The following is a 20,142-nucleotide window of genomic DNA, read 5'->3' as shown; positions in this document are numbered from 1 at the left end:
GTTAGGGTAACCACCGTGCGTGCAAGCCGGGTGCCAAAGGTTCTGGCATCCCAACGACAATTTTATCTTGATTTAATTCTAGGGGGAAAAGCCAAATTTGATGTTGTTGGGGGGGAAGTTGACGCGGTGGCGGGGGGGGTGCTTGGGGGTCAGTGGGCAGTTCTGCCAGATCACTGGGACTGGGGTTGACAGGGGCAGTCTCGCTATACAGATCGCTATTATCCACCACATCGGGCATTTCCCGTCCCTCAACAGCGTCAATGGCCAATGTACGGCCATCGGGTGCCAAGCTGAGGTAGAGTTCCTGCTGCGGGTCAAAATCTTTGAGCTTGAACAGTTCCTTGGTTTTCAGATCAAAGAGGGCAAGATAGGGAACTTCGCGGTAATGGCCTTCCCCTTCAATGCGGGTGAGGATGGCATAGAGAAATTCCCCCTTGGGGTCAAATTGGCCGGCAATGATTGAGCCATTGATGGTTAGCAGTTCCCTATGCTCGCCAAAGATGTCCACCACATAGAGCGATCGCGAGAAATTGGGGTTAAACTTCACCGCTGCCACTTGCCGGCCATCGCGGCTAAAGTCCAGCACCATGCCATACTGGGGCAAAAAGTCAAAGTCACTCTCACCATTGCCGGCTTCTAGGGGCACAATCGCTAACCCCTGCCCTTGGGCAATGATTAAATGCTGGTTGTCGGGGGCAATGCGAAAATCACCGGCAGCCGCTTGGTTGAGCCGCCGAGGCTGAAAATTTTCATCGAGGAGCCACAGGGAGCTATCCGCAGGCTGGAGACGATTTACCCGCTGAACCACGATTTTGCTGCCATCATTGGCCAACTGAAAGCGCAGGTTTTGATACTCGCTATTGTCAAGGATCAGGGAAATTTCGCCCACGGGTCGAGGTTGCCGGCGGGGGGTTTCAGGGGCATTGAAGTATAGCCCGGTAGTCACGGTGTACAGTTGGGGGTCAAAGCCCATTTGCTCGCCGCGCTGACCGGCACTAAAGAGAATGCGATCGCCAGCAGGATAGGGCTGAAAGTCAAACACCCGTAGATTGGCAGGTGTAAGGAATATCTTCCGTTGCAGCGTCAGGTTATAGAGGATGAGGCGCCCCTCTTCAACCCCGGAGCCAAGATAGACCAGCACGCGATCGCGACTGCGAAACTGTCCCTGAAAGGGTTTGATTGGTTTCCCTTGGGGCACAGAAACGGCATCCTCGAGGGAGACTTTGAAGGTTTGACCGTAGGGAATCGGCTGTGTCAGCGTGTAGGCAAAACGACGACCCGACCAACTGGCCTTGCCCTCAAGGGGTGGCTCAATCTTGAGATGCGCCGCCACCGATGACCAATCCATCAGCCGATTAAAGGCGAGGATAAAGGCGCGATCGTCAGACCCCACATCGCGGTTTTGCCATGTAAAGTCCCGCACTTGGGCCTGGGTGCGATCGCCCCCCCACAACAGCAAAAGGGTCAGCACCAGCGCCACAAGGAACACACTCAAAGCAGCGCGATCAAGGGGCTGAGGGAAGGAGTGAGAACGCATTAGCAGGAACGGTCACACAGCAACAGGCGTACTATACCAGAGGGCTTCAATGTGCTGGATCATGGGTAGGGCTGCCGCTGGTTCTGCCAACAGCACTGTAAGATGACCCAACTTGCGACCCGCGTAGGTTTGACTTTTACCATACCAGTGAAGGTTCGCGTGGGGGAGAGCCGCCAAGACCTGACATTTTGCCCCATAGTCAACCTGCGGTTCGGCTAAGCCCAAGAGATTTACCATCACCGCTGCCGGTACCTGCATGGCGGGACTGCCCAAGGACTGGCCACTAATGGCGCGCAAGTGCTGCTGAAATTGACTCGTGACGCAGGCATCAATGGTGTAATGCCCAGAATTGTGGGTGCGGGGCGCAATTTCATTCACGAGTACCTCACCCGTGGCTGTGAGGAAAAACTCAATGCCAAAAATACCCACAGCATCAAGTGCCGTTAGGATTTGGCGGGCAATCTGCTGAATTTGCTCACTCACTTGGGGGTCAACCGGGGCAGGGGCAATCACCCAGCGACAGATGGCAGCCACCTGCTGCGTTTCCACCACGGGGTATAGGGCAATGTCTCCTTGGGGCGATCGCGCTGCCATGATCGCCAGTTCTTTGACATAGGGCACAAAGGCTTCCACCAAAAACCCTTGGGGCGGAATTTCTGGCCAACGCTGCTGAAACTGCTGCCATGCCTGCTCATCGGAGATGACAAATGTGCCTTGGCCGTCATAGCCGTGGCGACAGGCTTTAATCACACAGGGAATGCTGGGCGGGCGATCGCCCAAATAGCCAAAGGCGGGTACAGGAATCCCCAGTTGTTGCAAAAAGTGGCGCTGCTGGTACTTGTTCAAGAGGGGAGCCAAGGAGGCAAGGCGGGGATAAAAACAAATCCCCTGCTGTTCAAGGCGCTGCAACCCCTCGAGATCGACAAACTCATTCTCAAAGGTAATCACATCAACCTGCTTAGCCAGTTGCGCTGTCGTTGCCACATCGGCGATCGCCCCATAGCAGACCCCCGCAGCAACCGCGACGGCTGGATCCGTTGCCGCAGACGTTTGTACCCACAGCGAGAGTCCCATTTCCTTGGCCGCCAGCCCCAACATCCAAGCCAACTGACCGCCACCAATAACACCGATCTGAGTTACCTTGTTCACTCTTTCCGCAATAGACTCAACGGAAACTATTGTCCTATCTCAATGCCCCTTGGATTGCCCCCTAGAGATCCAGCTGCACAAACCAAACGCTGGGATCATCACCGGCAGCAAACTCAAAGTTCAATTTGCGGCAAATACGAATCATCCCCTCGTTATCCTTGAGAACATAGGCGTGGATGGCACTTAGCCCCTCATCGCGGCCAATTTGAATCAAGCGGTGTAGTAATTCAGTGCCAAGGCCTTGCCGCTGCCAGCGATCGCTAATCAACATCGAAAACTCGGCTGTATTGCTAAAGTGATCCTTACTGAGGCGAGCCGCACCAATAATTTGCGGTTCACTGGCGCCTTGATGCTCCACCACCAGAGCCATCTCGCGATCGTAGTCCACAAAACAGATGCGCACTAGGCGATCGTGGGCAACCCGCTGCGACAACTTCATCAGGTGGAAATAGCGCAAATAGACACTCTGCTCCGAGAGGGTGGCATGGTACTGCCGCATTAGGGGTTCATCCTCTGGCCGAATCGGTCGAATCAGCACTGGGGTACCATCGCGCAACTGCCAAGGACTCACGTATTGGGTGGGATAGGGACGAATCGCAGGCTTGACAAAGGTGCTTTCCTCTTTGTGGAGCACAATGCGGGCATCCAAGGCCATCAGGCGATCCGGGGGTGCCACCAAGAGGGGGTTGATGTCAATTTCCTTAATCCACGGCTGCTCCACCACCAGCAGGCTAAAGCGCACCAGCAGATCTTCTAATAGGGCAAGGTTGACGGCTGGCCAGCCCCGCACGCCGGCAAAGGCACGGGAGATTTTCGTTTGCTGAATCAGACGGCGTGCCAAGGTGGTGTTCAGGGGGGGAAGGGCGATCGCGGTGTCTTCGAGGACTTCCACCAACTGTCCCCCCGTACCAAAGAGAATCACCGGCCCAAACTGAGCATCGGTGGAACTGCCCAAAATGAGTTCAAACCCCTTCCATGGGATCATCGGCTGCACGGTGACACCAGCAAAATGACCTGCGCCAGCAGCAGTGGTGACATTTTTCTCAATCTGTTGGTAGGCGGTAATGACCGCAGCCGCATCGGGAAGATTGAGGGCAACACCCCCGACATCCGTTTTGTGGGTAATTGTGGGTGAATAGAGCTTGAGAACTACAGGATACCCTAGGCGATCGGCAGCAGCCACTGCCTCTGCTTCACTGCGGGCAATACAGGTTTCCACCACCGGTAGGCCGTAGGCAGCAAGAACCGCCTTGGCTTCCCACTCCGTCAATAGGGTACGCCCCTCACTGCGCACGTGCTCAAAGAGTTGACTGACAGCATTCCGATCCGGGGGGGTGGTGGTTAGGGGCAGCGAGGGGGTTTGGTAAAGCGCCTGCAAGTGATCGCTATAGCGCCACATATAACTAAAGATGCGGGCAGCGGTATCGGCATAGGCATAGGTGGGAATGCCCGCCTGATTGAGAATCGCTTCTCCCCCTTTGACCGTTGTGCCCCCCATCCAACTGGCCAGAATCGGCTTGGCACCACTGGGACGGTTTTTGGCATAGGTAGCGAGATCTTGGGCGATCGCCAGCGGATCGGTCATAGCTTGGGGCGTCAGCACCACCAGTAGGCCATCACTGTTGGCATCAGTTTCACAGTATTGCAGAGCTTTGAGATAGCGATCCGCAGTGGCATCCCCCAAAATATCCACGGGGTTACCGTGGCTCCAAGCGGGGGGGAGCACTTGATTCAGTGCCTTGAGGGTCTGCGCAGATAGGGGACTCAGTTTACCACCCGCCCGAATCAGGGCATCAGTGGCCAAGACCCCAGGTCCACCGGCATTGGTGAGAATCGTCAGATGGGGGCCTTTGGGGCGCGATTGCTTGTCGAGGACTTCGGCCATGTCAAACAAATCTTCAATGGTTTCCACCCGCAGCACCCCACAGCGTTCTAGGGCCGCATCCACCACTGCATCGGATCCCATCAATGCCCCGGTATGGGAAGCGGCGGCCTGAGCGGCGGCGGCAGTACGTCCTGCTTTGATGACAATAATCGGCTTGACATAGGCCACTTCCCGCGCGGCGGAGAGGAACGATCGCGCATCCCCCAGAGATTCCATGTAAATAACAATGCAGCGGGTTTGCGGATCATCGCCTAGGTAGTAAATGAGGTCGCCCCAGCCCACATCCAGCATCGTACCAATGGAAACAAAAGCACTAAAGCCGACATTCTCCTGCAAACTCCAGTCCAAAATCGAAGTGCACAGGGCGCCACTTTGACTGAGAAAGCCGACATGACCCGATCGCGCCATTGTCGCGGCAAAGGTAGCATTCAGCCCCGTGGGCGGACACATTACCCCCAAACAATTGGGACCAATAATGCGCATCCGCGCCTGACGGGCGATGGCTAAAATCTCTTCTTCGAGGGCAAGACCCGCCGCCCCCACTTCCCGAAATCCCGCCGAGACAATAATTGCCCCCTTCACACCCGCTGCTGCACACTCGGCAACCACCGCTGGTACTGTAGCCGCAGGGGTGGCAATGACTGCGAGATCAACCGCTTCGGGGATCGCCGTCACACGGGCATAGGCCTTGATGCCCAACACCGAACTGCGGCGCGGGTTGACGGGAAAAACCGTTCCGCCAAAGGGGGTTTGAATCAGATTCCAGAGAAGGGTGCGGCCAACACTGCCTTCTTTTTCACTGGCACCGATGACAGCAACACTTTTGGGGGCAAAGAGGGGGCGCAGGGATTGATGACCGGCGCGCCAAATGTCGTAGGCGGTGGTTCGGGTCATGCTGTTGCTTGCGTTACAGAGGTTGGGAACTGAGCCACCTCTACTCTAGCGAGGGCGATCGTTCCGAGTTACGATTCGTTACGCCGGCTGTACTTCCCAGTCACAGCCCTTCTCGCCCGTGCGCCAAAGCCGCAGGTGAAAGCGAGTGTCACCGACCCGCAAATTACGGAGGTGGAGTTCCTCGATACTGTTGGGCAACAGGGGCTGATGCACCAAAAACTTGCCTTGGGGCACATCCACCAGCGGCCAAGCCATGATCTGAATGAATTGAAACAGACTGCCCGTTGCCCAAGCTTGGGGAGAGCAGGCTACGGGATATTGCACCGGTTGGGGATAGGTCTGGCGATCGAAGCCACAGAAAAGTTCTGGTGGGCGTAAATCTGGCTGCCGACAGGCCATATCAAAAAGGGTATCCACTAAGGTCAGGGCAAAGTCACTATCACCAATGGCGCGCAGCCCCAAGGCAATCAGACCCGTATCGTGGGGCCAGACCGACCCCAAGTGATAGCCAATGGGATTGTAGGCAGGGGAGGTGCTGCTGAGGGTACGAATGCCCCAACCATTGAATAGATCCGGCAGCCGCAGACGTTGTCCGACCCGTTGGGCTTTTTCGGGGTCACAGATTCCTGTCATCAAGCACTGACCTGCATTGGACGTGAGGCTATCAACGGGGCGACCCTCGCCATCGAGGGCTAGGGCATAAAATCCCTCCGGTTCAAGCCAAAAGTCGCGGTTAAAGCGAGCTTTGAGATCCGTTGCTTGCTGCCGCCAGCGATCGCCCCACTCGCCATAGCCAAAGTCTCGAGCGAGGGCACTCAGACGGGTTTTGGCGGCATAGACGTAGCCTTGAACTTCACAGAGGGCAATGGGACTGTGAGCCAGTTGACCGCGACGGTTGACGATACAATTGCCAGAATCTTTCCAGCCTTGGTTGTCAATGCCTTTGGCTGCTTGGCGATCGTAGGTGAGGTAGCCCGTGGCGGCCATTTGTTGATCCACCCAGTTCATTGCCGCAAGGGCATGGGGCCAGAGCGCCTCGACCGTGGTGCGATCGCCCGTCCATGCGTAGTAATCGGCATAGAGCATCAGCCACAGGGGGGTGGCATCCACCGTACCATAGTAGGGGGTATGGGGAATCTCGCGGTTGCGCGCCATCTCGCCAAAGCGCAGTTCATGGAGAATTTTCCCCGGCTGCTCATCGCGCTCAGGACAGACCTGTTTCCCTTGGTAATGGGCAAGGGTGCGCAGCGTATCACGGGCGATCGCTGGATTGAGGATCAGTGTCTGCATGGCTGAGATGATCGAGTCACGGCCAAACAGGGTGGCAAACCAAGGAATGCCAGCCGTCAGCACCTTGCCATGGCCAAAGGACTGCAAGAGCATATAGAGATCTGCCATCCCCCGCCGTAGGATGCGATTCCACTGCGGATTTGAGGTGACAATTTCCGTGCAGTCTGACCACCACTGTTGCCGCTCCTGTTGAGCCGCTTGATCGGCAGCCGCTAGGGATGAAGGCACAGGGACATGGGCTGTGGGTGCCCCATTGGTAAAGGGGCGGATGCAATAGTGAATGCTGTGGTAGCCTTGGGGTTCTAGCTTGAGACGCCAGAGGGCGGTGGTGTCATCAAGACGATCCGGAGGGGTGCCCAAGAACTGCACTTGGGTTTCCATAAGGGCGCCATCAAGCCCTTGGTAGGCAAAGCACAGATCCGCCCGTCCTTTGGTGTGGCGCAATTCACAACTGACGGGTTGCAGCGTTTTTCCCCGCTGTGGGCGACCACCGCCGTATTGGCGAATTTCAAATAAATCTTGAAAGTCTGCCGCAAAGGTTAAACGAATCTCCACGCTGGCCGGCTGCGCCTGATGATTGGTGATGAGAATCGTTTCAAAGAGGGCACCCCGCACCACTAGGAATCGTTCAATTGCTAAGGCCTCCGCGGGCAGAGAAGGTTGCTTGGGATTGGTGCACACCACCTTGAGCGCATGGCTACCTGTACAATGAAAACTCAGCAGAATCGGGCGATCGCCCCCCACGCGCAATTCCGCCTGACTGAGGAAGCGGGTATCCTGACAAAATAAACCTGTAATAGCCGTTTGCTGCTCGTCATTACAGATATTGCCCAACTCATCACAAATGAGCAGCACATCGTCGTCCTTGAGCACCGGAACCGTTTTCGGGTGAGTTCGAATTTTAGTAGCCGGCGGGGGCGGGGCGACAATGGGGATATAATCGCGCCCATACAGGGAAACAACATCGCTCTCCATGGGTGCGGCAGCAGTCTATGTTCAATAGGAACAATTTTGGGTCATTTGTTAGATCATCTCGCAGGACAGCCATAATTGCAATAAGTAAATATGCACAATTGTAATGAGTCAATATGCGGTTGAACCCTGCCTCTGGTTGGAAGATCAACCCCCGATGGCCTTAAGGTGGCGCTTTGCGCCATTGCAAATAGGTGGCCACGCCCGTGTAAATGAGGCTGTGGAGGATCAGCAGTCCCCAATTTAGCAGCAGATTACCCCAAGTGGGAGCATAGACAGGTGTTGGATCAAAGGGCTGAGGCGGTGGTTCAAAAAGGCCAAAATCGAGGGGCGGCGGTACCATGTCATTCACGTCAATCAAGGCACCATAGGCACCCATTGTCCAACGGCCAATCGTCAGCCAAGAGAGTGCCCTTGCAATTCCCGTGAGCTTAAAGAGGACACCGGCAAAGATAATTTGCGGCAGGAGCAATGGCGGTAAAATCTTGCTCGCTTGATCGCTATTACTCACAGCAGCGGAGATCAAAAGTCCCAGACAGAGACTGGCCACTAGGGTCAGGAAGGTGGTGATGCCAAACCCCACCGGCCAAGGGAGGAGGGTACCCTGCGGCAGACCAAAGGCCAACAGTGCCACAAGGGTAATGAGCAGTGTTTGTACCAAAGCCATCCCCTTACCAAGGGTGAGTTTGGCTGCCATGTAAGCCCAGAGACTGAGATTGGCAAGACGTTCGCGGCGGTAGATGGCTACCTCTGTAATCAAGGCTTGCGCCCAGCCGGAGAGTCCCACCCAAAGACAGGCACAGGTAAAGACAAAGAGAATGCGCAGGGTTTGAGCCGCTTGCAGCAGGCCGGGGGGATCTTGGGGGACAAAGGGGGAGCGATCAATAGCAAAGCGGGTGAGCAGCAGGGCAATGGGGACGCTGATCAGATTCAAGACAAGGCTGAGGCGATCGCGCCACAGGAGTTGCCACTGGCGTTGACACAACACCCGCCATTGATAGAGGTGAGGGGGTGCTGGCTGTTGGGGAGAGGATTCGGCACTGGCACGGTTTTCGCCCCCCAAAACACTGGTGCTCTCATAGTGCTGCCCCATGCTGAGGTGGCTGGCAAGGTAGCGTTGATAGTCCGTGGATTGGCGAAATTTTTGACTCCACGCGGCGCTGTTTTCTGGGGTTAAGAGGGCATAGATTTCAGCCACGGAATTCAGGGGGCGATCAGGGCTAAAGAATTCACAAGCGCGATCGCTAGGGCCAAAATAGCAAAGACGCCCACCCGAGCCTAGAACCAGCAGGCGATCGCACAAATGCACATGACTCGTAGCATGGGTCACCAAGACAATCGTGCGTTCTTCATCTGCCAATTGCCGCAGCAACTGCATCAACAAAAAGTCTAGCCCCGGATCCAGACCCGAGGTGGGTTCGTCAAGGAAAAAGAGCTTGGGGTTGGCCAATAGCTCAACGGCAATACTCACCCGCTTGCGCTGACCGCCACTGAGACTCGCCACCAGTTGATCTTCAGTTCCCGTTAACTGCACCTGTTCAAGAACTCGCTGAATGGCGGCTTTGCGGTTTTGGGCATCGGTATCCGCTGGTAAGCGCAGTTGCGCCGCATAGTTCAGGACTTCGGCGACCGTGAGGCGGGCGTGGACAATATCATCTTGGGGTACATAACCAATTTGGTGACGGTAGGTGGCAAGATTGCGATGCAGATCGAGACCATTGAGTAGCACCTGTCCTGCCTGAAGGGGAGCCAGCCCCATCAACACTTTCAAGAGGGTGGATTTCCCCGTACCACTGCCACCGACAATACCCACAAGCTGCGTCGGCTCCGCCACAAAGGAGACCTCTTGCAAGAGGGAGCGATCGCCCGCTGGGGTTTTCACCCATCGTTCCAATCCCCAAGCATCAATGCGAATGTGGCTGCCCTGATCCGTAATCTCTAGGGTCTCGTGGCGGTAGAGCAGGACAAAGGGACCAATGCGAATTTGATCGCCATTGCGCAGCGTGTAGGGGTCTTTGAGGAGTTTGGCGTTGACATAGGTGCCGTTGCTGCTGCCCAAATCCCGTAGGACGTAGAGGCCGGCACTGGTGCGATCAATACTGGCGTGGCGCAAAGACACCGTGGGGGCATCCAGTTGCCAATGCTGATAGCTGTTGCTGGCTTCGCGCCCTAAAGTCAGCGGCCATTCTTTGAGGGTTTTGAGGACAAGGCGGCGCTGCTGCGGCAAAGGCGGTGGACTGGCCGTGCCCGAAAACTGGATCTGCACCAGCAATTGCACTTTGTTTTTCGGGTCTTGGCCAATTTCTAAGCGTAGGGTTTCCCCAAGGGCAAAGCCCTCTTCAATGCCGATGCGGCGTTGGTGGTAGAAGGTGCCATTGGTACTGCGGCGTTGATGGCCATCGCCATCCCAGAGGTAGTAGGTTGCCCCCTGTTGCTTAAAAACCGCATGGCGGCTGGAAATCACTGACCACAGTGGATCATCGGGCACTACTAAATCTGCCCATTGGTAATCGCGTCCGAGGCGATGCTCCGGTTGGGTCAGGGAATAGGTCAACATTTTCCCCTGACTTTCGAGGGTGAGGGTGACGGTGGGGAGATCAACAATCGTTTTTGGGGGGGGCGATCGCATCACTATCTGCCTGTTCAAGGTGTTCAAAACTCTAACTAATATCTTGCCTAGTTTGGCAGACACCCTGTCCTCGTGACACACAAACCCCTCAGAATGGAGAAGATCGAGTGGCATTTTGCGATTTCTAAGGGTTGACCTTCGTGGGGGTAGAAGATTGAGAGGGTTCGGTATGCGCTGCGGAATTCAGCCGTTGTGTTCGATAGGCTTGCCAACCTAGACCTGCCCCAAATAGAGCGATCGCCCCAACAGCCGCCCCCAACCAAATCCACGGTGGAGAGTCTGTTTCCGGTTTTGTGTCTGAAGTAGCGGTTGAGGTATCCCCCCGCAGAGATTGGGCATAGAGTTGCATCGTACCTTGGGTAACAATACGATCGCCCCCATAAAGACCGCTAATTACTTCTACCGGATCGCCAACTCGCTGGCCAAGGGTCACTTCGACAGCTTCAAAGGCAGTACCATTCTGCACAAACACAAGGGGGGGCTGATCGACTGGCTCCACGATCGCGGACTGGGGAATCATCACGGCATTGCGGGTTTGGCGATCGTCAAAAATTTGGACAGTCGCAAAGCTACCAGGTTTGAGTTCTTGGCTGGAATTAGCCAAGCTGGCGCGTACCGCAACTTGCTGCGTGGCGGGATCAACGACACTATCAATGAGTTCAATACGACTGCGGAAAACACGATTGGGAAGTCCTGCAACAGTGATATTTAGAGCTTGACCCACAGCCACCTGTGCTTGCTGTGCTTCTGTAGGGTAAGCAACCGTTGAGAATAGCGCTCATGGTGAGGGCATACCAGAGGGCAAGACGACTGCGGCTGTGGCGGAAGAGCTTATGATCAACCATGATCGACAACAAAGCGATAGCCTAACCCATGGACGGTTTCAATGCAGTGCTCTTGACCAAGGAGGGCGAGTTTGCGGCGCAGCAGGCGAATTTGTGCTGCCACTACATTACTACTGGGTTCACTGCCCACTTCCCAAAGCTGCATCATCAGTTGGTCGCTACTGAGAATCCGCTGGGGGCGTTTCATGAGGTATTCCAAGGTCTGGAATTCCTTAGCGGTTAACTGCACCTCAGTACCCGCCCTATTTCTCAGGGTGAAGGTACCATAGTCTAACGTTAATGCCCCTTGACACAATTGCTGGGGTTGGAATTGGGGCGATCGCCGCAGTAAAGCCCGCAGCCGCGCCAGCAACTCAGCCATTGCAAAGGGCTTAATCAAATAGTCATCTGCCCCCGCATCTAATCCCTGAACGCGATCGCTGAGGCCATCCCGTGCCGTCAGCAACAAAATGGGCACCGTGTAGTGGTGGATACGCAGTCGCTGACAAACCTCCAACCCCGACAGCCGAGGAACCATCCAATCCAAAATCGCAACACTGTAGTCCACCTGCAACTGCTCAACGTAGGCCCAAACCAGTTCCCCCTCCTGCGCCCAGTCCACCACATAGCCTTCCCGTTGCAACACCCGCTGAATGGCGGCTCCTAAATCCGGTTCATCTTCAAGCAGCAACACCTTCATCCGTGCAATCCCCTAATTCACCGTCACCCAAAAGGGAGCAGTAACAATTTGCTCACCCCGCTGGAACTGTCCCCAGAGCTTGTAACGTCCGGGCACAGGAAACTGGGTCATAAAACGGATCACCTCCTTAGGTTGATGATCCACGGCATGGGCATGGAGATAATCAGCAGGTTCGAGGGGAGTCGTGTCTCGCAAAATCACCAGATGCCCTGCTTCGCCAAGGTAGGGGCGCAGATCCCTAAGGGGTTGCTGGGTGGCAGCATCCCGTAGGCGAAAGGCCACTTCCACCGCTGATCCAGCCTTGAGGGGTTGAGGGAGTTTTAGTTCGACTGCCGTTGTGCCAATCACTTGGGTGGTTTGAGAGGTTGGCGTACTCGATGCGGGCGGCGTTCCTTCAGCCGCGATCGGGATCATCGCCACCGTTTCGTCAGCGCCAGCGGGTTTATAATCGGCAATGAGGGTGTAGCCTCCCCCTTGGGGCAATGTGGTTGTGACTTGAAACTGACCTTCACCCAGATAGCGGGGATGCAGGTGCTGAAACACTTGAAAATCATCACTGACGATGATCAGGTGCATTAGCGCCTCTTGAAAACGCTCAAACTGCGTCACTGCTTCACCAGTGTGGGTGCGAATCGCCAACGTAAAGGTGGTTGGTTGTTGAGGCGTAGGTGCGGGCGCATTCAGCAGTTCCATATGGGTCGTAGCAGAGCCGTCTGCGTGCTCATGGTTGGGACTGTGGTGCAGGTGATGGTGGTCATGAAGCATAGGCATTTGCCGTTGCTGGGCAATCCCAAGGGTGGCGATCGCCCCACTCAAGAGCATGGCCAGTCCCAAGAGGGTGGGTTGGATAAAGCGTGGTAGCATCATTCTTGTTTTCCTCCCTGATTGGGTTCATAACGAAAGCGAAAACGACTGTTAATGGGTTGACCATTGATGGTGCTAAGGAGAACAATACGATAGTCTCCTGCCACGGGATTGGCTAGCCGTGCGGTGTAGTGTTTGTCCCTAGGGGTGTAGGTCATCGGTAGAGTGACCCGATCGCCCGTTGGCGTTTCAATATCAGCAGTAACGGTAGCAGTACCCACGGGAATATGGTCTTCCCCCTCTTGGATATAGAAGTCAATATAAGGATAATTGCTCGCTGTCCATTGACACTGCCATCTCCCCGCGCTAAGGCAGGCCCTTTCGTGACTGTTGCCACATCCTGCACGCGAATTGGTTGGCCATTGCGGTGCGCCACCAACGCCACCGCTAAATCAGCGACTGATGTTGCCCGACCAATGCCCCGCACAATTAACTCCTGATCGGGAGTGACAATGACCCCACCCGCTGCATTTTCATTGGCGCCACTCACCCCCGCCACCACGTCCTGCAAGGAGACCTGTTGTGCGGCGAGGCGATCAGGATCAACCAGCACCTGATACTGGGGCACATCTCCACCATAGGCAATCACTTGGGACACCCCCGGCACTGCCAAGAGGCGATTCACCACCTTTTGATCCACAAGCTGTCGCAGTTCCATGAGGGAGGTGGCATCTGGGGCAGTGGGCACCTTGGGGGCAAGGGCATACATCAAAATCGTGGCAATCAGGGAGGTAATCGGTGAAATTTGGGGTGAGGCATTAGGTGGTAGGCGATCGCGCACCTCCTGCAACCGCTCGGTAATCAGTTGCCGTGCTTGATAGATATTCGTTTGCCAACTAAAAACTACCTTGACAACAGATAAGCCAAGAGACGATGCAGAGCGCACAGTTTCGACCCCTGCCGTACCATTGACGACACTTTCAATGGGCAGCGTAATCAGCGATTCCACTTCCTCTGGTGCTAGGCCCGGTGCCTCCGTTTGAATTTCCACTTGGGGGGGCGCAAACTCTGGCAGTATATCAAGGGGCATTTGCCGCAGTTGAAAAATACCGAAAATCGTCAGGGCGATTGCCCCGAGCACCACCAACCAACGTTGGACAATTGACCACCAAAGAATTCGATTCAGCATTACCACAGTGTGTTACTAAGGCTGATTTTGGCAAAGGCACATGAAATAAAGATGAAAAGCTAGGAGTTGCCGGACGATTGGTGCTTTATTCGTTGGCAAAACCGAGTTGCAGTTTCAATCAGGACAGGAACAAACTCGTGGGCAGCTTGCAAACTCGTGGCTAAAATGGCTGCATCTCGAATGTAGTCGTGAACCATTTGATTGCGCAGTTGCCGCATAGTAAACCAAGCGTCTGCATCAGGCACAAGGCCGAGTCGCTCAGCACGGTCAAGGTTTTCCAAAAAAGTTGCCACTGGTTCGCCAAAGGCACTCAGATAGGCGGGCAACAGCTTGCTCCCTAGGGTATCTTGAAGGCGACCAAAACGTGCCACAAAAGCATCCACCCGCTCCGCTAGGTCAATATCCTCCTCCAATTGTGCTGCCCGCCGTGCCGTAAATGGCTCCTGAAAGAGGCGTTGATCCGTCACCTGTAGGTGTGCCACTTCTCGCTCCACCAGTTGGCAGAGGTGATGTAGGCGTTCCTGAAGTTGAGGACTCAACATTGAAGGCGAACTCCCGTTTGTTGGGCCCAATCGTGAATCGGCTGCCGCTGGAGATTGGGTGCCCAGAGGAGAATATCCACTTTACGACCTGCCATGGCGCGGCTGATTTTGGCACTGAGTCGAGCACTGACAAGGGCAGGATTCTCAACGGGGTGAGACAGCCGGATCAATAAATCCACATCGCCGCCCTTCAGGCGATCGTCCACCCGCGAACCAAACAACCACACCTCAGCCTCGCTACCCACCAGCGCCGCCACTATCTGGCAAATTTGCTGCACTTGCTGATCCGTTAATCGCAACCTGATTCTCTCCTAAGCCCACAAGACCAGTCCCATTTCATAGGGATGACTCAGATAGACGTGGCGCGGTAGCAGTTGGAGGGCAATGCCTTGGTGGCCACTCGTGTCGTAGCTCATCTCGGCGGTGTACAGGCTATAGCCTTCAGGGGTGGTACCCACAAACGTCATCAGGGTAGGACAAGCCTCCTCTAGGGTACCGGCGTCATTCACCCGCCCTTGGAACAAAATCACCTGTACGTCATTGGGGGAGAGCGCACCGAGGGCAATCACAGCTTTGACTTCAACTATTTCATTGACTTCGAGGTTGTGCTCAGCCGAGGTTTCAACACTGATGATCTGAATTGAGTACCAGTGTTCAAAGATATGGGCTTTCCAGCGTGCCAGTTCCTTGGCTGCAGCATAGTTATTTTCCTTGAGAGTAAAGTAGCGATCGCTGGCGGGGAAATAGCCCCGATGGGCATACTCGCGCACCATTCGCGCGGTGTTAAACTGAGGCGTATTGAGAGCAAGGGCTGCCTTCATTTTTTGCACCCAGCCGCGCGGCACCCCATTTTCATCGCGATCGTAAAACAGGGGAATGACATCCCGCTCCAACCGTTCATAGAGCGCATTGGCTTCCACCAGATCTTGATAGTGGCGATCGTCATAGGTTTCGCCGTGGCCAATCGCCCAACCCGTTTTCACATAGTCCGCCTCGTCCCACCAACCGTCCAAGGTACTCAGATTGGGTAAACCATTCATGGCCGCCTTCATGCCACTGGTGCCGGAGGCCTCCTGAGGCCGCAAAGGGGTATTCAGCCAAACATCACAGCCTGCCACCATCATTTTTGCTACGTGCATATCGTAATCCGGGATAAAGGCAATGTGGTTGGCCATGCCCTCTTGGCGCGTAAAGTGAATAATTTCCTGAATCAGTTCTTTGCCGGGGTTATCCTTGGGGTGCGCCTTGCCCGCAATCACAAACTGGACAATCGGCCGCCGCTGCTTCGCCCCCGTTTTCACCGGTACTGAGCCCAATAAAATTCGCCGCAGCCGTTCCACATCCCGCAAAAAGAGAGTGGCGCGTTTATAGGTAGCAAAGCGACGGGCAAAGCCAATGGTCAAGGCGGTCGGATCCAGCACTTCTGCCGCTTGCGTCAATTCAGCACTAGAGGCGCCCTGCTCTTCAAGCATCCGTTGTAGGCGCGATCGCACAAACATCACCAACTGATAGCGGCAAATCTCATGGATACGCCACAACTCCTCATCGGGAATACTGCTGACCCGCGACCAGAGGGGATCCGCCAAGGGCGCATCAGACCACTGCGGCCCAAGGTAAATATCCAGCAGGTATTGCAATGGTTCAGAAACCCGACTGCGAGCATGGACGCCATTGGTAATCGAGGTAATCGGCACCTCCGTCGGCGGCAGATTGGGCCACAGGCCTTGGAACATTTGGCGGGAGACTTCACCGTGGAGCGCGCTCACCCCATTGACAAAACTGGCGGTATGAATGGCTAGGTTCGCCATACTAAAGGGTTCTTGAAAAGCCCCCGGATTCACACGGCCAAGGGAGAGAAACTCCTGCTGCGAAAGGTTAAAGGCCTCCGCATAGTGGCCGACATAGTACGTCACCTTATCGGCAGGAAACAGATCAATCCCCGCAGGCACGGGGGTATGGGTGGTAAAGAGTTGGCTGGCCTTGACCACCTGCAAGGCTTCATCGTAGGTAAGCTGCTCTTCGGTGATCAGTTGACGAATCCGCTCTAGGGACAAAAAGGCCGAGTGCCCCTCATTCATGTGATAGACCGTTGGCCGCAACCCCAAGCTGTGGAGCAGGCGTACTCCCCCAATGCCTAGGAGCATCTCCTGATGGATGCGCAGATCCATATCGCCGCCATAGAGGTAATCGGTGATCTGCTGATCGTAGGCGCTGTTTTCTGGCAGGTTTGTGTCTAAAAGATAAAGGGGAACCCGACCCACCTGAACTTGCCAGATCCGTGCTTGCACGTCCCGATTGGGGTAATCAACCCGGATGCGGAGTTCTTGGCCTTGGGGAGTCGTGACGAGTTTCAGGGGCAGGGTATAAAAATCATTGCTGGGATAGCGTTCCTGCTGCCAGCCATCGGCACTGAGGTACTGCGAAAAGTAGCCCTTTTGATAGAGCAGCCCCACCCCCACCAAAGGGAGTCCCAAGTCACTAGCAGATTTGAGGTGATCCCCTGCCAACACCCCCAACCCCCCAGAATAGATCGGCAGGCACTCTGTCAAGCCAAATTCAAGGGAAAAATAGGCAATACACTCGCCGGGAGGCGCGTCCGTGCGCGTTTGCTGGTACCACGTCTGCACAGGCTGGGCATATTCTTGAAATTGGCTGATCACCCGCTCCATCTGTGCCAAAAAGCCGTTGTCGGCCGCCGCATCCAAGAGGCGATCTTGGCGAATACGTCCCAACAGGGCGACGGGATTGTGGTTGGTTTGCTCCCACAGTTCTGGGTCGAGACGGCGAAAGAGGGCGATCGCCTCCGTGTTCCACGTCCAGTAGAGGTTGTAGGCCAGTTCCCGCAGGGGTTCCAAACGTTGCGGCAGGTGAGGACGAACGTTAAACGTGCGGATGGGCTTCATAGGAGCTGCCAGTGTCGTCGTTTCTATCTTAATTTCCTATGCGCTTTGAGTATGATTTGCTGATTGTGGCGGCGAGTCCTTTGGCATTGGACATTGCCTATCGGTGTGCGGCCTTGGGGCGGATTGGCCTAGTGATCCCAGCCGCTGATGCGCAGTGGCAATGGCAGTGGCAACGCTGGTGGCTGTCGCAGTTTCCCCCTCAAAGATTGGATACTCAGCAGTGGCAGCACTTTCAAGCCCACCTCAGCCACGGACAGCGCCGCTATGCCCCTAGGGTCTTGGAATTGGTGGGGGTCGATGTGATCACAGGGGCGGGGGAATTTGTCTGGCAGCCCCGCTGTCATTTTCAGGTGGGGGGCGATCGCCTGTATGCGCAAGGCTATTTCCTCCTTGATGCGCCTGCGGCAATGGATGCTCAGGATATGGACGCCCTCAGCAGGATTGAGCTGGCCTGTTGGCACCACTGGTCTGGCAAAGCCTCGCATCCCGATGCACAAGGTCTGCCGCTTGTGGCCACAGAAGATGCGTGGTTCAACGATCGCCTGCATGCTGCCCTGAGTGGCCTCGGTCTAGGGGTTCCCCCACTGGGAAGGCGCAAAGCCCCCGATCCAACTCCTTTGAACCTGCACCGCCTCCAGCGAGATGCTCAAGGGTGGCTGCGGATCAATTCCCAAGGGCGCACCAGTCATCCCCAAGTCTATGCCTGTGGCGGTTGGCAGCGGGGGTACCATTTGCCTTCCCTGACCTACTTTGAGGCCTTTGCGATCGCCCGCCAGATTTTACAGCGAAAATCCCTGCCCCTTGATTACTACCGTCAACCGTGGTGGATTGCCCTACCTGTTCCCATTGCCCGCGTCGGTTGGAATGCGCGGCAAGCCCAGCAACGCCTCAGGGAACCCGTTCAACTGTGGGAGATTCAGCAGTTTAGTTCCGAGGGTCAGAGCTTGGGTCAAGTGGTGATCAACCGCCAAGGACAACTGCTGGGAGCTACCTTAATGGGTCAGGACGCGATCGCCAGTAGTCGCATTTTCGGGCGGTGTTTAAATCAAAATGCCGTTGCTGCCATTACCTATGCCGGTTGGGAATTCGATTGCCAGCGCCAGCGATCGCCCAAGGCGCAACCTTCAGCCAATTGCGGTAAAGGATTGGCTTCCCCAGACCCCTGATGCTGCCAGAGGATCGTAAAGGCGCCCGCTCCTTCCCCTTGGTGGGGCCACAGCCGATAGCAGGGAAAGGCTGCTAGATGGGATTGATAGGCCGCCAGTGCCGCCACAGGTTGAGGAACCCACTGCGGAAACCTTGCCATCAGCCAAGCCGCCACATCCTCATTTTCATCCTGACTAAAGGTGCAGGTGCTATAGAGCAACCATCCCCCCGGGCGCACCAAGGCTGTTGCAGTTGCGAGAATGCGTTTTTGCCGCCGTTGGTTGTGGCGAATCGTCAATGGATGGAAACACCCTTCAGCTTTTTGCCCCTTGGCCAGCAGCGATTGCCCAGAGCAGGGAGCATCCACAATCACCACATCAGCAGCGCCTTGGAACTCAGCAGCCAGCACTTCACTATCCCAAGCGGTGACGCCCACTGGATGCACTCGACAGCGTTTGAGATTGCTAATCAGCATCCCCACCCGTTTGCCAATGGTTTCATTACAGATGAGGTAGCGGGGTTGCAGCGATCGCCACGCAAAGAGGCTCTTGCCGCCGGGCGCCGCACACACATCAATCACCAATGACGGCTCTTGGGGCAGCGTCAGCAGCGGAACCGCCGCAAACACCGATGAGCTATCCAAGCAATAATAAGCCCCGGCCTCATGGAGAGGGTGTTGACCGGTACGGCTGCCGGGGGCAAAGCGACTCACCCAAGGGGGCTGCCAAGAAAGTGGCGGCAATGGCTCAAAGGGTAAGGGAGACGCTGGCTCGCGACACCACAGCACCGTGGCAGGGTAGGGCGGGGGAGTGGTGAGAGCCTCTAAAAAACGCTCCCGATCGCCGGCAGTCTCAAAGAGACGGTTAGCACAGGCCACAGCCAATCGGGAGAGCTTCACCACAGGCTTAGCGGTGGAGGGCGATGGCACCTTTGACTGCTTCGGCGAGGGCACGCACACTGGCCACCATGGCCACTTCACTATTGAGTTGGTTGACGGCAGAGCCGACCCCGACACCCGCAGCCCCAGCAGCGATCGCCAAGGGAATCGTCACTGTCGAAAGCCCCGAAGCACACAGCACCGGCACCGCAACGGCGCGGGAAATTTCGTAGGTTGCCGCCAATGTCGGGGCTGCTTTTTCAATGAGACCCAACGTGCCACTGTGGTGGGGTTGGCTACTGGTTCCCCCTTCGGTTTGAATGACATCGGCGCCGGCGGCCACCAAGGCCTCAGCGAGGGCAACCTGTTGATCCAAGGGCAGCGTGTGGGGCACTGTGACCGACAGCATGATTTGGGGCAGCAACTCGCGCGTTTGGCGCGTCAATACCAGCACTTCCTCAGCGCTAAACACCCGCCCTTGGGCGTAGAAGCTATCGTAGTTGCCGATTTCCACCAGATCGGCACCAGCAGCAACGGCATTTAGCAGTTGTAATGGCTCCACCGCAGACACACAGACCGGCAGTGTCGTCAGTTCCTTGGCAAGGCGCACCAGCTCAGGATCGGCAGCAATATCCACAAAAGTGGCACCCCCTTGATCGGCAGCAGTCACCACCGCCCGCACGCGATCGCGATCAAAATTGTTGAGGCCACTAATAATCTTGAGAACAGAACGCTGCTCAAAGGCAGCGGCTAAACGCGGATGCAGCATAGACTTGAAACTTTCCGTAGTTGTGCATTTTT

General features: G+C 55.8%; 15 protein-coding genes and 1 pseudogene. 1 reads left to right on the top strand and 15 read right to left on the bottom strand.

Annotated elements, in window-relative coordinates; genetic code table 11:
- Position 1 precedes the first annotated feature (1 nt).
- From RHI63_RS11930 to glgP, 13 genes and pseudogenes are all read right to left on the bottom strand, one after another.
- Positions 2 to 1,537: a hypothetical protein gene (locus RHI63_RS11930; protein ID WP_206200344.1), complete on the bottom strand. Its 1,536-nt coding sequence runs from the start codon at positions 1,535 to 1,537 to the stop codon at positions 2 to 4.
- Positions 1,538 to 1,549: 12 nt separating this feature from the next.
- A complete protein-coding gene (locus RHI63_RS11925; protein ID WP_206200343.1) occupies positions 1,550 to 2,686 on the bottom strand; it encodes a 5-(carboxyamino)imidazole ribonucleotide synthase in 1,137 nt (378 codons plus the stop codon).
- 61 nt (positions 2,687 to 2,747) lie between these two features.
- Positions 2,748 to 5,465 (bottom strand): bifunctional acetate--CoA ligase family protein/GNAT family N-acetyltransferase, encoded by a 2,718-nt coding sequence (locus RHI63_RS11920; protein WP_310821630.1) that lies wholly within the window; start codon positions 5,463 to 5,465, stop codon positions 2,748 to 2,750.
- 78 nt (positions 5,466 to 5,543) lie between these two features.
- Entirely contained in the window at positions 5,544 to 7,730 is a 2,187-nt protein-coding gene (locus tag RHI63_RS11915; protein ID WP_206200341.1) for an amylo-alpha-1,6-glucosidase, read from the bottom strand.
- Between the two features lie 160 nt (positions 7,731 to 7,890).
- Positions 7,891 to 10,356: an ATP-binding cassette domain-containing protein gene (locus RHI63_RS11910; RefSeq protein ID WP_310821629.1), complete on the bottom strand. Its 2,466-nt coding sequence runs from the start codon at positions 10,354 to 10,356 to the stop codon at positions 7,891 to 7,893.
- A gap of 124 nt (positions 10,357 to 10,480) precedes the next feature.
- Positions 10,481 to 11,080 (bottom strand): efflux RND transporter periplasmic adaptor subunit, encoded by a 600-nt coding sequence (locus RHI63_RS11905; RefSeq protein ID WP_206200339.1) that lies wholly within the window; start codon positions 11,078 to 11,080, stop codon positions 10,481 to 10,483.
- A gap of 113 nt (positions 11,081 to 11,193) precedes the next feature.
- The gene (gene rppA / locus RHI63_RS11900; RefSeq protein WP_149819732.1) at positions 11,194 to 11,880 is read right to left on the bottom strand and encodes a two-component system response regulator RppA; all 687 of its coding nucleotides are present in this window, start codon (positions 11,878 to 11,880) and stop codon (positions 11,194 to 11,196) included.
- A gap of 12 nt (positions 11,881 to 11,892) precedes the next feature.
- Entirely contained in the window at positions 11,893 to 12,747 is an 855-nt protein-coding gene (locus tag RHI63_RS11895) for a hypothetical protein (protein ID WP_206200338.1), read from the bottom strand.
- Positions 12,744 to 12,965, bottom strand: a complete 222-nt coding sequence (locus RHI63_RS11890; RefSeq protein WP_206200337.1) for a hypothetical protein — start codon at positions 12,963 to 12,965, stop codon at positions 12,744 to 12,746. The genes RHI63_RS11895 and RHI63_RS11890 overlap by 4 nt, the downstream gene beginning before the upstream one ends.
- 35 nt (positions 12,966 to 13,000) lie before the next feature.
- Positions 13,001 to 13,873, bottom strand: a pseudogene (locus RHI63_RS11885) (efflux RND transporter permease subunit); the annotation flags it as partial.
- Between the two features lie 59 nt (positions 13,874 to 13,932).
- The gene (locus tag RHI63_RS11880) at positions 13,933 to 14,415 is read right to left on the bottom strand and encodes a hypothetical protein (protein ID WP_310744596.1); all 483 of its coding nucleotides are present in this window, start codon (positions 14,413 to 14,415) and stop codon (positions 13,933 to 13,935) included.
- A complete protein-coding gene (locus RHI63_RS11875; protein ID WP_206200334.1) occupies positions 14,409 to 14,714 on the bottom strand; it encodes a nucleotidyltransferase domain-containing protein in 306 nt (101 codons plus the stop codon). The genes RHI63_RS11880 and RHI63_RS11875 overlap by 7 nt, the downstream gene beginning before the upstream one ends.
- A 12-nt stretch (positions 14,715 to 14,726) precedes the next feature.
- Positions 14,727 to 17,318 (bottom strand): alpha-glucan family phosphorylase, encoded by a 2,592-nt coding sequence (gene glgP, locus RHI63_RS11870; protein ID WP_302677450.1) that lies wholly within the window; start codon positions 17,316 to 17,318, stop codon positions 14,727 to 14,729.
- A 38-nt stretch (positions 17,319 to 17,356) separates the two neighbouring features.
- On the opposite strand from glgP, the gene RHI63_RS11865 reads away from it, so the two are divergent.
- Entirely contained in the window at positions 17,357 to 18,484 is a 1,128-nt protein-coding gene (locus RHI63_RS11865) for a hypothetical protein (RefSeq protein ID WP_310821627.1), read from the top strand.
- Here the strand turns inward: RHI63_RS11865 and RHI63_RS11860 are convergent.
- Together RHI63_RS11860 and RHI63_RS11855 are read right to left on the bottom strand one after the other, a co-directional pair.
- Complete coding sequence (locus RHI63_RS11860) at positions 18,388 to 19,392, bottom strand: RsmB/NOP family class I SAM-dependent RNA methyltransferase (RefSeq protein WP_302678380.1); 1,005 nt, start codon at positions 19,390 to 19,392, stop codon at positions 18,388 to 18,390. The two genes, RHI63_RS11865 and RHI63_RS11860, sit on opposite strands and share 97 nt — an antisense overlap.
- Positions 19,370 to 20,110 (bottom strand): DUF561 domain-containing protein, encoded by a 741-nt coding sequence (locus RHI63_RS11855; protein WP_206200330.1) that lies wholly within the window; start codon positions 20,108 to 20,110, stop codon positions 19,370 to 19,372. The genes RHI63_RS11860 and RHI63_RS11855 overlap by 23 nt, the downstream gene beginning before the upstream one ends.
- Between the last annotated feature and the right edge of the window lie 32 nt (positions 20,111 to 20,142).

The sequence above is a fragment of the Thermosynechococcus sp. GLH187 genome (assembly GCF_031583395.1).
GTDB lineage: Bacteria > Cyanobacteriota > Cyanobacteriia > Thermosynechococcales > Thermosynechococcaceae > Thermosynechococcus.
This window is presented reverse-complemented; position numbering and strand designations above follow the sequence as displayed.

Bases quoted from the DNA above. Each gene is read 5' to 3' on its own strand.
- RHI63_RS11920 (WP_310821630.1), bottom strand. From the start codon at position 5,465: ATGACCCGAACCACCGCCTACGACATTTGGCGCGCCGGTCATCAATCC.
- RHI63_RS11895 (WP_206200338.1), bottom strand. From the start codon at position 12,747: ATGATGCTACCACGCTTTATCCAACCCACCCTCTTGGGACTGGCCATG.
- rppA (WP_149819732.1), bottom strand. From the start codon at position 11,880: ATGAAGGTGTTGCTGCTTGAAGATGAACCGGATTTAGGAGCCGCCATT.
- RHI63_RS11880 (WP_310744596.1), bottom strand. From the start codon at position 14,415: ATGTTGAGTCCTCAACTTCAGGAACGCCTACATCACCTCTGCCAACTG.
- RHI63_RS11930 (WP_206200344.1), bottom strand. From the start codon at position 1,537: ATGCGTTCTCACTCCTTCCCTCAGCCCCTTGATCGCGCTGCTTTGAGT.
- glgP (WP_302677450.1), bottom strand. From the start codon at position 17,318: ATGAAGCCCATCCGCACGTTTAACGTTCGTCCTCACCTGCCGCAACGT.
- RHI63_RS11910 (WP_310821629.1), bottom strand. From the start codon at position 10,356: ATGCGATCGCCCCCCCCAAAAACGATTGTTGATCTCCCCACCGTCACC.
- RHI63_RS11915 (WP_206200341.1), bottom strand. From the start codon at position 7,730: ATGGAGAGCGATGTTGTTTCCCTGTATGGGCGCGATTATATCCCCATT.
- RHI63_RS11865 (WP_310821627.1), top strand. From the start codon at position 17,357: ATGCGCTTTGAGTATGATTTGCTGATTGTGGCGGCGAGTCCTTTGGCA.
- RHI63_RS11855 (WP_206200330.1), bottom strand. From the start codon at position 20,110: ATGCTGCATCCGCGTTTAGCCGCTGCCTTTGAGCAGCGTTCTGTTCTC.